This is a genomic window from Streptomyces sp. SS7 (genome assembly GCF_037993025.1).
GTDB lineage: Bacteria > Actinomycetota > Actinomycetes > Streptomycetales > Streptomycetaceae > Streptomyces.
In genome coordinates this window covers 8,503,501-8,517,717 of the sequence record NZ_CP141223.1, presented here as the reverse complement: position 1 = coordinate 8,517,717, position 14,217 = coordinate 8,503,501, and the positions used below count along the sequence as shown (strand labels likewise).

Below are 14,217 nucleotides of genomic sequence, written 5' to 3'. Positions count from 1 at the left end.
CCGCAGAAGGAGAGCCATGTCGCCCGCCCCGTCGAGGTTGCGCCCGCTGCCCGGGCTCGCGGTCCTGGCCGGATACCGCCGTGCGTGGCTGCGCGGCGACCTGCTCGCCGGGGTGACGGTCGCGGCGTACCTGGTGCCGCAGGTGATGGCGTACGCGGGTGTGGCCGGGCTGCCGCCGGTGGCCGGGCTGTGGGCGATCCTGCCCGCGCTCGGCCTGTACGCGCTGTTCGGCTCCTCGCGGCTGCTGTCGGTGGGCCCGGAGTCGACGACCGCGCTGATGACAGCCACGGTGGTGGCCCCGCTGGCCGCCGGTGATCCGGGGCGCTACGCCGTGCTGGCGGCCGCGCTGGCCGTCACCGTGGGCCTGCTGTGCCTCACCGCGTGGGCGCTGCGGCTGGGCTTCGTCGCGGACCTGCTGTCCCGGCCCGTCCTGATCGGGTACCTGGCGGGCGTGGCGCTGATCATGATCGTGGACCAGCTGCCCAAGCTGACCGGGGTGGAGACGTCGGGGTCGAAGTTCTTCCCGCAGGTGTGGTCGTTCCTGACGCACCTCGCGGACCTCGACCTCGCCACCCTGCTGTTCTCGGTCGGCGTCCTCGCCCTGCTGTTCGCCGTGACCCGCTGGTTCCCGAGGCTTCCGGGCCCGCTGCTGGCGGTGGTCCTGTCCACCTCGGCGGTGGCCCTGTTCGACCTGGACGGGCGCTACGACCTGAAGGTGATCGGCGAGATCCCCTCGGGCCTGCCGAGCCTGTCCTTCCCGGACCTGGCGGACCTGCCGCGGCTCGTCCTGCCCGCGGTGGGCGTGCTGCTGGTGGCGTACACCGACTTCGTGCTCACCGCCCGCGCCTTCGCCGAGCCCGGGTCGGACGGCCCGGAGCTCGACGCCGACCAGGAGTTCCTGGCGCTGGGCACGGCCAACCTGGGCGCGGGCGTGCTGCACGGATTCCCGGTGAGCAGCAGCGCGAGCCGCACGGCGCTCGCCTCCTCGGCCGGCGCCCGCAGCCAGGCGTACTCGCTGTGCGCGGGGGCGGTGGTGCTCGCGGTGCTGCTCTTCATGGGGCCGCTGCTGGCCGACACCCCGTCGGCGGTGCTCGGCGCGCTCGTGGTCTATGCCGCGCTGCGCATGATCGACCTGGCGGGCTTCCGCCGACTGGCCTCCTTCCGCCGCCGTGAACTGCTGCTGTCCCTCGGCTGTCTGGCCGGTGTGCTGCTTCTGGACATCCTGTACGGCGTGCTGGTCGCCGTCGGCCTGTCGGTCGCGGAACTGCTGACCCGGGTGGCCCGTCCGCACGACGCGGTGGAGGGGCTGGTGCCCGGTCTCGCCGGGATGCACGACGTGGACGACTATCCGCAGGCCGCCACGGTCCCGGGGCTGCTGGTGTACCGGTACGACTCGCCGCTGTTCTTCGCCAACGCGGAGAACTTCCGGCACCGGGCGCTGGCCGCGGTGGACGGGCAGCGGGATCCGGTGCGGTGGTTCGTGCTGAACACCGAGGCCAATGTGGAGGTGGACATCACCGCGCTGGACGCGGTCGACGAGCTGCGCCGTGAACTCGACCGGCGTGGCGTGGTGTTCGCACTGGCGCGGGTGAAGCAGGACCTGCGGGGCGACCTGGACGCCTACGGTCTGACGCGGTCCGTCGGCGAGGAGCTGATCTTCCCGACGCTGCCCACCGCGGTGGCCGCCTACCGGCAGTGGCGGGCCGACCGGGCGGAGCCGTCCTGACCTCGGCCGGATCCCGGCCCCCCGGACCGGGGTCAACTTCCCATGCGGCTCCGTGACTTGACGCTTCATCATATAGTGGCCGACTACGCGTGGTGATCCGTTGTCCCCGCCACGCGGCCGCCCCACCCGAAAGGCACGACCCTGCGGAACGACCCGCACAGCCGCGGCTCCGACTCCTTCGACCCCCTGTCCTCGCCCCGCCGGTCGGTGTTCTCGCCCGCGGCCGACGTCATCGGCTCGGAACTCGATCTGCGGCTGACCGGCAGCCATGTCGTGCACGCGCTGACACCCGGATTCTGCGACGCGGCCTCCCTGTACGTCCTGGAGCGCTGGCGGCGCGAGGAGGACGCGCCCCCGGCCTCGGACGCCCCGCACGTCGAGGCGCGCCGGCTGGCGCTGCGGGTGGGGCCCGGGGCCGCCGAGGACTGGGAGAGGGCGCTGCCGGTCGGGGAGATGGTGTCCTTCCCGCGCGACACGCCGTACGCGCAGGCCCTGACGGCCGGGCACGCGCAGGTGCTGGAGCGGGTGGACCCGTACACGGCCGAGCGGCTGACGGCCGCCGGGGACGGCGAGGCGCGCCGCGGCGATCTGCTGCGGGTGGGGTCCTTCCTGGTCGTCCCGCTGCGGCTGCGGGGCGTCCCGATCGGCTTCACGACCTGCACGCGCGGTACGGGGCGGGCGCCGTTCCGGCCCGTCGACGTGGCAGCCGTGGAGGCGCTGGCCGCCCGCGCCTGTGTGGCCCTGGACAACGCGCGGCGCTACGAGCGGGAACGCCGTATGGCCTTCGCGATCCGGGACAGCATGCCGCCCGGTCCGGCGCAGAAGCTGGAGGGGTGCCGGATAGCGCACGGCTGTCTGCCCGCGGGGAGGGGCAGTGTGGTCGGCGGCGACTGGTACGACGTGCTGCGGCGGCCGGGCGACCGGGTCGGACTGATCGTCGGGGACGCCATGGGGCACGGTCCGGAGTCGGCCGTGGCGATGATCCAGCTGCGGACGGCCCTGCGCACGCTCGCGGGGATGGACATCCCGGCGGCGGAGGTCATCCGCCGGCTCGACGCGCTCGCCAGTGAGACGCCCGGGGCCTCGTTCGCGACCTGTGTGTACGCCGAGTGGGACGCACGGGAGCGGACCTGCTCGCTGGTCGGGGCGGGCCATCCCCCACCGCTGCTGCGCGGCCCGGACGGACGCACCTCCCCGGTGGCGCTGACCGGGGCGGGTCTGCCGCTCGGTCTGGGCTCGGGCAGTTACGAGCCGACGGTGCTGACCGTGCCGGAACCGGCCCTGCTCGCGCTGTACAGCGACGGTCTGGTGGAGTCGCGGGAGGCCGACATAGACCAGGAGATCGGACGGCTGGCCCGGGCGCTGGACGAGGCGGTCGCCGGGCCCGCCGACGCCGGTGACCCCGACACGCTGCCCGCGCTGTGCGAACGGCTCCTCCGACTGCCCTCGGGCACGCCCGGCACCGACGACCGCACTCTGCTGCTGGCCGAACTCACCCCGGCCGCGCGCTGATTCCCGTCAGGGACCGTCGACCATCTTGACGTGTTCATTACCGTCGGTTGAGCATACCTGAGGCCGATCGCTTCTGGTCGATTCTGTTTCTCTCTGCAGGGAGTTCCGTGTCCAGACGGCAGCGCGTGATCCGGGCGACGGCGGCGGCGGTGCCCCTGTTGCTCGGCGCAGGTCTCCTCACCGTCTCCGCCCCGGCCGCCGTCGCGGACACCCCGGCACCGCCGGGCGCGGTGACCGTGCGCATCGATCCGTCGTACCGGCAGCAGGAGTTCGAGGGCTGGGGAACGAGCCTCGTCTGGTTCGCCAACGCCACCGGCGGCTACCCGGAGCCCGTCCGGCGGCGCCTCGTCGACCTCCTCTTCGGCGAGGACGGACTGCGCCTGAACATCGCGCGCTACAACATCGGCGGCGGCAACGCCCCCGACGTGCGCACGGACTACATGAAGACCGGCGCGACCATGGAGGGCTTCTGGAAGGCCCCCGAGGGCACCACCCGCGCGGACACCGACTGGTGGGACCCGAACGATCCCGGCCACTGGAACCCGGACGCCGACGCGGGCCAGCGCTGGTGGGTGGACCAGATCAAGGACAAGGTCACCCGGTGGGAGGCGTTCAGCAACTCGCCGCCCTGGTTCCAGACGGTCAGCGGATACGTCTCCGGCGGCCTCGACCCCGGCACCGACCAGATCCGCGCGGACCGCGTCGACGACTTCGCGGCCTACCTCGTCCGCGTGACCGAGCGGTTGGAGCGGGAACACGGCATCGCCTTCGACACCATCGACCCGCTCAACGAACCCAACACCACCTACTGGGGAACCCAGTTGGGCTCCGACGGCCAGCCGACGGGCGGCCGCCAGGAAGGCGCCCACGCCGGTCCCGCGCTCCAGCAGAAGGTGCTCCTCGCCCTCGCCGGCGCTCTGCGCGGCGCCTCGACCGACGCCCGCGTCTCGGCGATGGACGAGACCAACCCCACCCTCTTCACCCAGAACTGGAACGCCTACGGCCCCGCCGCCCGCGCCGCCGTCGACCGGCTCAACGTCCACACCTACGGCACCGGGCTGCGCACCAGCGCCCGCGACATCGCCAAGGGCGCCGGCAAACCCCTGTGGATGAGCGAGGTCGAGGGCACCTGGGGCACCGGCACCGACTACACCGGCATGGACCCGGGGCTCGGCATCGCCACTCGGATGGTCGACGACATGCGCGAACTGGAGCCGTCCGCCTGGGTGTTCTGGCAGCCGATCGAGGACGCGATCCCGCAGACCGCCGCCGGCAAGAACTGGGGCAGCGTCCATGTGCCCTTCACCTGCACGGCTGCCGACACCCTGGAGACCTGCCCGGTCCGCACCAACTCCAAGTTCCACACCATCCGCAACTTCACCCACTACATCCGCCCCGGCGACCACTTCGTCAAGGTCGACGACACCTCCAGCGTGGCCGCCGTCGCCCGCTCCGGCCGCGCGGCGACCGTCGTGCACGTCAACGGCGCCGCGACCGCCCACGCCGTGACCCTCGACCTCTCCCGCTTCCGCCGGATCGCGCCGGGCGCCACCGTCACCCCGGTGGTGACGAGCGCGCAGGGCGCCCTGGTCCGGGGCACCCCGGTGGCCGTCACCGGCCGGTCCGCCACCCTCACCGTCCCCGCGAGGTCCGTCACGACCTTCCTGGTCTCGGGCGTGGGCGGAGTGGCCGAGGACGCGGCCCTCGTGCAGCAGGGGCACGTCTACCGCCTCCGGGGCACCCAGAGCGGGAGGTCGCTCGCCCCGTCCGACGACGGCGGCACACCCGTGATCCGTACGGACGACCCGGCCGGGGCCCGGCAGCTCTGGTCCGTGCGGAAGGTGACGCGAGGCCTCGGCAACCGTGAGCGCTACACCGTCGCGCACGCCGCCGACGGCAGGCTGCTCGCCGTGCGGGACGGCCGGGCCGTCCTGGAGGAACCGGCCGACGGCGTCTCCGACCCGGCCGCCCAGTGGATCCTGTCCACCACCGGCGACGGCACCTGGACTCTCGTCAACGCCGGCACCGGCCGCCTCCTGGACGTCACCGGGCAGTCCACGGCGGACGGCGCCCCGGTGTCGGCGTACACCCCGACCTCGGCGGCGAACCAGCGCTGGACCGTGACGGACGAGACCGTGCTGCGCACCGAGCCGGCCGCGGTGTTCACCACCCCGGGCCGGACCCCGGACCTCCCCGCGACGGTCACCCCGGTCCACCGGGACGGCGCCCGAGGCGCGCTCCCCGTGGTGTGGCGGCTCCCCGCGGACCGGGTCTGGCGCGAGCCCGGCACGGTCCGGGTCACCGGCCGGGCCACCGATCCGCTCGGCCGCCAGATCCCCGCCCGTGCCCTCGTCACGGTGGACACCGTCACCGCCACCCTGCCCGGCCGCGCCAAGACCTACGTCGGCGGCAGCCCGCGACTGCCCGCCACCGTGGTCGGCGTGGGCGCGCACGGCGGCCGGGCCGAGCTGCCGGTGGCCTGGGACCCGGTGCCCGAGGACGCGTTCACGGCGACCGGGGTCGTGAGCCTGCGCGGCACCGCGCGGATCGTCGACGGCGGTACGGTGCCCGCGACCGTCCGGGTGCAGGTCACCGAGGCCGCCGAGACCGACCTCGCGCCCGACCCCGCCGTCCTTGTCGCCGCCAGCTTCACCGAGAGCGGCTACTCCGCCGAGCGCCTGCGCAACGGCGACACCACCGACAAGGCCTGGTCCAACTGGAAGCCGGGGAACACCAAGAACCCCTCCGACACGATCACCTTCACCCTGCCGGCGGCCCGCGATCTCACCCGGCTCGTGGCGCACTTCCACCGCGACGGGACCACCCCCTCCTTCCCGGCGAGCCTGAGGGCGCAGGTGCGCGACCCCGCCGGCGGCTGGACCGACGCGAGCGACGAGATCGCTGTCGGGACCGAGGGCACGCCGGTGGTCGGCGTACCGCTGCGGGCGGGTCCGGCGACCGGGGTGCGGCTGGTGATGACGGCACGGCCCGGGGGGTACATCACGATGAGCGAGATCGAGGTGCACGCCCGGACGGCCGGGGTCTCCTCCGACTCGGCCGCCGCCTCGATCGAGGTGGCCGGTGTCCCGCTCGCGGACTTCGACCCCGGCACGACGGACTACCGCGCCGTGACCGCCGATCCCGCCCACGCCCGGCTCACGGCGACCGCCCGTGATCCGTACGCGGCGGTCACCGTGACCAGGACGCGGGCTCCCTCCGGCCGGACCCTGGCCGTCGTCGCCGTGACCGCCGAGGACGGGTCACGGACGACGACGTACCGGATCGGACTCGTACGGCGCTGACGGGGCCGGAGATCGCAGGTGGACGGACCGAGGTATCAGGAGTGGTCGAACAGGTTGACCACGCTCTGTGGTGCTTCCCGGCCGAAGAAGAGTTCCAGGTTCCGCGCCGAGCGGCCGGCGGCGTCGCCACTGCGCAGGAACAGCCGCTCTTCGTAGGCACTGAGCGCGACCTCGATGTCGGGTTGCTCAACCAGCCCGGCGGCCAGGTCCGCGCCGTCGTACATGGCGAGGTTCGCGCCCTCGCCGGCAAAGGGCGACATCAGGTGCGCGGCGTCACCGACGAGCGTCACTCCGGGCACCCTGTCCCATGCAAGCCCGACGGGAAGGGCGTAGAGGGGGCGCAGCCACGGTTCCGCGTCGCTCTCCGTCACGAAGGCGGTGAGCAGCGGCGACCAGCCGTCGAACTCGTCGGCAAGTTGGCAAAGGCCCGCTGACGGGTCGCCGAAGTCGATCGACCTCATCCAGTCCTCGGGCTTGTTCAGCGCCACGTATCCGCGCACGTGCCCGTCGGCGTAGCGATGGGCGATGATGCCCTTGCCCGGCGCAACCGCCATCAGCGTGCCGCTGCCGATCGCGGCCGCGTTCGCCCGACGGTTTTGGCCATCCGAGGCGAGGGCGATCTCGATGAAGCAGGTTCCGCTGAAGAGAGGCTCGGCGGGGGTGAGCAGCGGACGCACCTTCGACCAGGCGCCGTCCGCGCCGATGACGATGTCGGCGCGCGTGGCGGAACCTTCACCGAAGGTGAGGACGTAGCCGCCCTCCGGACGGTGCCGGACCGAGGCGACCTTGTGACCCCACCTGATCGTCCCGGGCGCCAGCGAGTCGACGAGCAGGCGCCTGAGTTCGCCACGATCCACCTCGGGACGGACCGAACCGGGGTCACCGGGCAGGTCGAGAAGGATCGTGCCGTGGCGGTCGACCACACGCTTGGCGTCCTCACCCGGGCGGACCAGAGTGAGGAACTCGTCGTACAGACCGGCTGCGCGAAGCGCGACCTGTCCGGTCTCCTCGTGGATGTCGAGCAGGCCGCCCTGTGCACGCGTCGTCGCCGAGGCCTCAGCCTCGTAGATCGTCGCGGCGACGCCGTGGGCCTGAAGCACCCGGGCGAGCGTCAGCCCGCCCAGTCCCGCTCCGACGATGGCGATGGTCTTCTGCATGCTGCGCTCCTCTGTAGCGCCGACACGCGTCGGCGAGGTCAGCGCCGTGAGCGGACGGGTTGTCCGGTCTCGGCAGGAGACGCTCACCGATCAGAACCATCTGCATCGATGTGTGTGCGATGCCCGGGGTGCACCCGCGCGACATCGTTTTTCGCGACCCGGTGACTATAGCCCGGCATCCACCTCGCAGCGGCCGGGGCCGCTCATGCTGCGACGCACCCTGCCCGCCACGTTCATCAGGCATCGTCTGCCAGGGACTGAGCGCACCAGATGGTCTTGCCCTGCGAGGTGTGCCGGGTGCCCCACCCCTGGGTGAGCTGGGCGACGAGCAGCAGGCCCCGTCCGCCCTCGTCGAAGGCACGCGCCCGGCGCAGGTGCGGAGCGGTGTTGCTGGCGTCCGAGACCTCGCAGATCAGAGCGGTGTCGCGAATGAGCCGGAGCCTGATCGGGGGCTCGCCGTATCTGATGGCGTTGGTGACCAGTTCGCTGACGACCAGTTCGGTGACGAAGGCCGTCTCCTCCAGACCCCAGGCCGCCACCTGGTCGAGAGCGAACTGCCGGGCGCGCGACACCTGGGTGAAGTCCGGCTCGACGTCCCGGTCGGCGACGTGCTGGGGATCCAGGGCGCTGGTGCGTGCGAGCAGCACCGCAGCGTCGTCGGTGCGGTGCCCGGTGAGCATGGCCGCCATCACCGTGTCGCACAGGGCGTCCAGCGAGGACACCGTGTGGTCCAGTGCTCCCAGCAGTCCGGCGACGCCCCGGTCGACGTCGCGCTCGCGGCTTTCCACCAGCCCGTCGGTGTAGAGAGCGAGCAGACTGCCTTCGGGCAGTTCGAGCTCGCTCGACTCGAACGGCAGGCCGCCGATCCCGAGCGGTGGTCCGGGCTGTGCGGCCACCGGGGTCCTGGTGCCGTCCGGGGCGATCACCAGCGGCAGCGGATGGCCGGCGCTCGCCAGGGTCAGGCGGCGCGAGACCGGGTCGTAGACGGTGTACAGGCAGGTCGCCCCGGTCTCGCCGGTCGTCTGGAAGTGGCTGCTGGGCTGGAGGTCGCTGGCGAGGTGGAGGACCAGGTCGTCGAGGTGGGTCAGCAACTCGTCCGGCGGCAGGTCGACATCGGCCAGCGTGCGCACCGCCGTGCGCAGTCGGCCCATACTGGCCGACGCGTGCAGACCGTGGCCGACGACGTCGCCGACGATCAGCGCGACCCGGGCGCCGGACAGCGGGATGACGTCGAACCAGTCGCCCCCCACTTCCGCGTCGGTGTCGGCGGGCAGGTAGCGCGAGGCCACCTCGACGGCGTCCTGCTGGGGCAACCGCTGGGGCAGCAGGGTGCGTTGCAGGGTCAGCGCGGTGGTGCGCTCGCGTGAGTACCGACGGGCGTTGTCGATGGCGACGGCCGCTTTGGCGGTGAGTTCCTCGGCGAGGATCAGGTCGTCGGCGGTGAAGGCCTCGGGCCGCTCACTGCGGGAGAAGGTGACGACCCCCAGCAGTGCGCCACGGGCCCGCAGCGGGACCGTGATGCGGCCGGTCAGCCCTTCCGCCGTGATCGACTTGTCGATCACCGGGTTCCCCGGCGGCCAGTGGGCCGGGTCGGCGGCGAGTCCCGGGCCGAAGGCCCATTCGCCGCCCACTCCGGGGTCGGCGGCGAGTTCGACGGTGGACCTGCCGGTGTCCATGCAAGTGGCGGCCACGGAAGCTGCGGCATGCGTGACCGGCATCGCGGGCCCGGTCGACCGGTCGGTGTCCTCCGTGGTGCCGTGCCGGGCGGCACGGCTGAGCGTGACGGACGCGCCGCGTTCGATCGTCGGCGGGGAGGGCGGCTCCTCCCCGCGCAGCACCTCGTCGAAGAGGTCCACGGTGACGAGGTCCGTGAACCCGGGCACGGGGGTCCTCGCCAGCTCCTGGGCGGTGCCGATGACGTCGAGGGTGCGGCCGATGCCGCTGCTGGCCTCGTTGAGGAGGAGCAGGCGCTGCCGGGCCCAGTACTCGGCGCTCATGTCGAAGCCCCAGTTGGCGACCGCACGCACCGTGCCCTCGGCGTCCCGGACGGGCCACATGCTGGTGGCCCAGGCGTTCGCGTAGTTGCTGCCCAGCGGACGGAAGACGGTGATCAGCCGCGCGGGTTCGCCCGTCCTGGCCACTTCGGCGAGCTGGTCGGTGTAGGGCTTGTCGTCCCTCTCGGGAAACAACGACCGGTCGAACTCGGGCAGCACGTCGCGGTACTTCCTGCCGCGCACCTGCTCCTCGGAGTGCGCGATCACCCGGCCCGCGGAGGCGTTGATCCACAGGAAGCGCAGCTCGGGGTCGTAGACGCCCAGGGCGAAGGGGCACTGCTCGAAGGCCCGGTCAGCGATCACCGGGCGCCGGTCCCAGCGCTGCACGGTCATCACCCGGCCCTGCGCGCCTCCGTCGAGACCGACCAGGGGATGCGTGGTCACCACCGCATCCACCGTGAATCCGTCCCGGTGCCGCAGTGCCACGAGGCCCGTGCCGTCGGCGCCGATACCGTTGCCTCCGGGGATGCCGGACGGTGACGGCTCCGAGCCGGTCGGTCGCGGTTCCGAGCCGACTGCCGGAGTATCCGCCAGCAGGTCGGTGACGGGTTGTCCGAGGACGTCCTCGGACGCCCAGCCCAGCAGCAGACGCCCGCCCTCGCTCCAGCCGCTCACTCTGCCGTCCGCGTCCACGACCACGGCTGCGGTGGGGAAATCACGGTCGTCGGCCATTTCCATGTACCACGCCTCCGTCTGGACAGCGGTCCCCCCAAGGGCTGGTCTCCAGCGGCTGTCTCCAGGGTAGAACCACCTCTCCTTGCTGACGCGCTGCGCGTCGCCGTCCCTCCCGGCCGCGCGGGCGCACACCCGTGAGAGACCTCGGCTTCGACGGGCGGCGACACCTGGAACGCCGACGGCACCCCGCACTTCGGCACCCCGGTGGCCCTCGGCGTCCCGCTGCCCGCGCCCTCGGGCGAGCGGGCGGCTCAGGGCTCCGAGGTCTCGCTCTCCAGGACGGCCCTGGTCGTCTGCCCGTAGACGCCCGGCTCCTCCGCGAGAAGGAGGCGGGCGAGCTGGTAGCGGCGGACGGCGTTCTCGACCTCGCCGCCGTACCGGCCGTCGGCGTCACCGCCGTAGAAACCGGCCTGGGCCAGACGGAGCTGCAGTTCGGTGACCTCGGGTCCGCTGTCGCCGGGGCGGAGCACGGGGGGCCGGCCCTCGGAGGGGCTGGGCGCGGGGGCCGCGGTGGAGGTGGCGCCGGTGGCGGTCGGGGACGCCGACGGCTCGGCGGACCCGGTGGGTGCGGTGGCGCTCTCGGAGGGGGTCTCGCTCGGCGACGCGGTCGGGCTCGCGGACGTCTGCGTGGGGGACGCCGTGGCGGACGGCCGCGTGGTGACCGTACCGGTCCCGGCGGCTCCGGCGGGGACGCTCACCCGCACGTCGTCGGGTCCCGCGTCCTCACGGGCGGGGCTCTGGTAGCTGAACAGGGCGGCGACCGCGCCGCCCGTCACCAGCACCGCGGCGGCCGCCCCGACCCCGCTGAGCTGCACGAGCCGCCGGGGCCGCCAGCGCTCCGCGGACGCTTGCGGCTCTCCGCTCTCCTCGGCCTCCTCCGTCCCTCCGATGTCCTGCGCCACCGGCTCCGGCACGGGGGCGACAGCGGCCTTGGTGATCGGTCCGGCTAAGTCCCCGGCGCCCTCCTCCGCGACCGCCGGTTCGGCGAAGGGACGAATCCGGAGGGGGTCGAAGTCCTCGGCGGCCGCCGTCTCCGCCGCCCGGTTCTCCAGGTGGGCGTCGGCCGCGCGGCGGGCACAGGAACAGGCAGGACTGCCGTCAGCCGCCCTGGGCACACCGCATTCGGGGCAGACCAGACCAGTCGGTTCACTCACGCGCCGTTCCTCTCCCTACGAACTACAGAATTCAACCAAACTTTCTGCACCGAATCCCCGGCGGACCGCCGGGAAACAGCCACGCGGGCGCGAGAGATAAATATTCTGTATGTGCGGTAAGGACTTGATCGTCCTATTCTGATCTCGTGAGGACTCGGGGCAATCTACGGCCGGTCCTGAGGCCGGCAGGAATCGAGCTGCTATGGCTGAGCGGCTGAAAAGATCGGCACTGGTCGGCGAGTTGTCGGCCGAATTCGCCGGAACCATGGTTCTCATCCTCTTCGGCTGCGGCGTGGTGGCCCAGGTCGTGGCCGGCGGAGGACTGACGGTACCGCCCGGCGGACTGGGCAACCACGACAGCATCGCCTGGGCCTGGGGCCTGGGCGTCACCCTGGGCGTCTACGTCGCCGGCCGGCTGAGCGGCGCGCATATCAACCCCGCGGTGACGGTCGCCCTGGCGGCGTTCAAGGGTTTCCCCTGGAAGAAGGTGGGGCCCTACATCGTGGCCCAGTTCCTCGGCGCCTTCGTCGCGGCACTCATCGTGCGCTGGAACTACACCGAGGCACTCGGGAAGTACGACCCCGGCCACACCATCAAGTCGCAGGGCGTGTTCTCCACGCTCCCCGCCAACGGCAATCCCAACCTGCCGGTCCACGAGTGGGGGGCGTTCCGGGACCAGATCATCGGCACCGCCCTCCTGCTGCTGCTGGTCCTGGCCGTCACCGACCTGCTGAACAACCCGCCCCAGGCGAACCTGGCCCCCTTCATCGTCGGCCTGATCGTCGTGGCCATCGGCATGGCGTGGGGCACCAACGCGGGGTACGCGATCAACCCGGCACGTGACTTCGGCCCCAGACTCGCGAGTTTCATCACGGGGTACGGCACGGCCTGGAGAGATCAGTACGGCAACTTGTACTTCTGGGTGCCGATCATCGGTCCGTTGATCGGCGGTCTGCTCGGCGCGTTCCTGTACAAGTTCTTCGTCGGCCGGTTCCTGCCGACGGCGGAGCCCGAGCCTCCCGGTCGTATTCCGGCCCCCGAGGAATGACACCCCCGACGAAAGAGGCGGCATCCCCATGGCGGACTTCGTGGGAGCGGTGGACCAAGGCACCACCAGTTCCCGTTTCATGATCTTCGACCACAACGGCAACGAGGTGGCGAAGCACCAGCTGGAGCACGAACAGATCCTCCCCAGGGCGGGATGGGTCGAGCACGACCCGGTGGAGATCTGGGAGCGCACCAACTCCGTGATCCAGAACGCCCTGCGGCACGGCAACCTGTCCCCGACCGACCTGGCGGCGATCGGCATCACCAACCAGCGCGAGACCACCGTGGTGTGGGACCCGCGCAACGGGCGGCCGTACTACAACGCCATCGTCTGGCAGGACACCCGAACCGACTCCATCGCCGCCGCCCTGGAACGCGAGGGCAAGGGCGACGTCATCCGCCGCAAGGCGGGGCTGCCGCCGGCGACGTACTTCTCCGGCGGGAAGATCCAGTGGATCCTGGAGAACGTCGACGGCGTCCGTGAGGCGGCCGAACAGGGCCACGCCCTCTTCGGCAACACCGACGCCTGGGTCCTGTGGAACCTGACCGGCGGTCCCGACGGCGGCATCCACGCCACCGACGTGACCAACGCCAGCCGCACCATGCTGATGGACCTCGAGACCCTCGACTGGGACGACGAACTGCTCGGGTTCTTCGGCGTCCCCCGGGCGATGCTGCCGAAGATCAACCCCTCCTCGCACGCGGAGGCGTTCGGGACCACCCGGACGTCCCGCCCGCTGCGCGAGGCCATCCCCATCGCCGGTGTGCTCGGCGACCAGCAGGCGGCCACCGTCGGCCAGGTCTGCTATGCGCCGGGCGAGGCGAAGAACACCTACGGCACCGGCAACTTCCTGGTGCTCAACACCGGTACGGAGCTGGTGCGTTCGCAGAACGGACTGCTCACCACGGTGGCGTACCAGTTCCAGGACAGCCCGGCGATCTACGCCCTGGAGGGCTCGATCGCGGTGACCGGGTCCGCGGTGCAGTGGCTGCGCGACCAGTTGAAGATCATCGCCAGCGCGCCCGAGAGCGAGACGCTGGCCCGCGGCGTCGAGGACAACGGCGGCTGCTACTTCGTCCCGGCGTTCTCCGGTCTGTTCGCCCCGTACTGGCGCTCCGACGCCCGCGGTGCGATCGTCGGGCTCGCCCGTTACAACACCAACGAGCATCTGGCCCGGGCGACCCTGGAGGCCATCTGCTACCAGAGCCGCGACGTCGTCGAGGCCATGGAGCAGGACTCCGGGGTCCATCTCGACGTCCTGAAGGTGGACGGCGGGATCACCGCGAACGATCTGTGCATGCAGATCCAGGCCGATGTGCTCGGCGTGCCCGTGAGCCGTCCGGTGGTCGCCGAGACCACCGCGCTCGGCGCCGCCTACGCGGCGGGCCTCGCCACCGGCTTCTGGCAGAGCCAGGACGAACTGCGCACCCACTGGCAGGAGTCCAAGCGCTGGGAGCCGCAGTGGTCGGAGGACCAGCGCGCGGAGGGCTACGCGGGCTGGAAGCGGGCGGTGGAGCGCACGCTCGACTGGGTCAAGGTCGAGTAGCGCCCCGCCGGGCAGCCCCCGCGCTGTCGTCTCCACGGCGGCC

Annotated in this window: 8 protein-coding genes; 5 read left to right on the top strand and 3 right to left on the bottom strand. The window is 72.2% G+C overall.

What is annotated here, in order from left to right:
• The first annotated feature begins 16 nt into the window (after positions 1-16).
• From sulP to U5640_RS39110, 3 genes are all read left to right on the top strand, one after another.
• Positions 17-1,726 carry a sulfate permease gene (gene sulP / locus U5640_RS39120; RefSeq protein ID WP_340383963.1) on the top strand — a complete coding sequence of 570 codons (1,710 nt, stop codon included), beginning with the start codon at positions 17-19 and terminating at the stop codon, positions 1,724-1,726.
• Between the two features lie 207 nt (positions 1,727-1,933).
• Positions 1,934-3,238 carry a PP2C family protein-serine/threonine phosphatase gene (locus tag U5640_RS39115; protein WP_340383961.1) on the top strand — a complete coding sequence of 435 codons (1,305 nt, stop codon included), beginning with the start codon at positions 1,934-1,936 and terminating at the stop codon, positions 3,236-3,238.
• A gap of 107 nt (positions 3,239-3,345) precedes the next feature.
• Positions 3,346-6,540, top strand: a complete 3,195-nt coding sequence (locus U5640_RS39110) for a glycoside hydrolase (RefSeq protein ID WP_340383959.1) — start codon at positions 3,346-3,348, stop codon at positions 6,538-6,540.
• 35 nt (positions 6,541-6,575) lie between these two features.
• Here U5640_RS39110 and U5640_RS39105 read toward each other — a convergent pair whose 3' ends face one another.
• The 3 genes from U5640_RS39105 to U5640_RS39095 form a co-directional block, all read right to left on the bottom strand.
• Positions 6,576-7,697 carry an NAD(P)/FAD-dependent oxidoreductase gene (locus U5640_RS39105; RefSeq protein WP_340383957.1) on the bottom strand — a complete coding sequence of 374 codons (1,122 nt, stop codon included), beginning with the start codon at positions 7,695-7,697 and terminating at the stop codon, positions 6,576-6,578.
• Between the two features lie 236 nt (positions 7,698-7,933).
• Positions 7,934-10,429, bottom strand: coding sequence for a SpoIIE family protein phosphatase (locus tag U5640_RS39100; protein WP_340383955.1), 2,496 nt, complete (start codon positions 10,427-10,429; stop codon positions 7,934-7,936).
• 248 nt (positions 10,430-10,677) lie between these two features.
• Positions 10,678-11,580 (bottom strand): peptidoglycan-binding protein, encoded by a 903-nt coding sequence (locus U5640_RS39095; RefSeq protein WP_340383953.1) that lies wholly within the window; start codon positions 11,578-11,580, stop codon positions 10,678-10,680.
• Positions 11,581-11,782: 202 nt separating this feature from the next.
• On the opposite strand from U5640_RS39095, the gene U5640_RS39090 reads away from it, so the two are divergent.
• A complete protein-coding gene (locus U5640_RS39090) occupies positions 11,783-12,628 on the top strand; it encodes an MIP/aquaporin family protein (protein ID WP_340383951.1) in 846 nt (281 codons plus the stop codon).
• 28 nt (positions 12,629-12,656) lie between these two features.
• Positions 12,657-14,174: a glycerol kinase GlpK gene (gene glpK, locus U5640_RS39085; RefSeq protein ID WP_340383949.1), complete on the top strand. Its 1,518-nt coding sequence runs from the start codon at positions 12,657-12,659 to the stop codon at positions 14,172-14,174.
• Positions 14,175-14,217 lie beyond the last annotated feature (43 nt).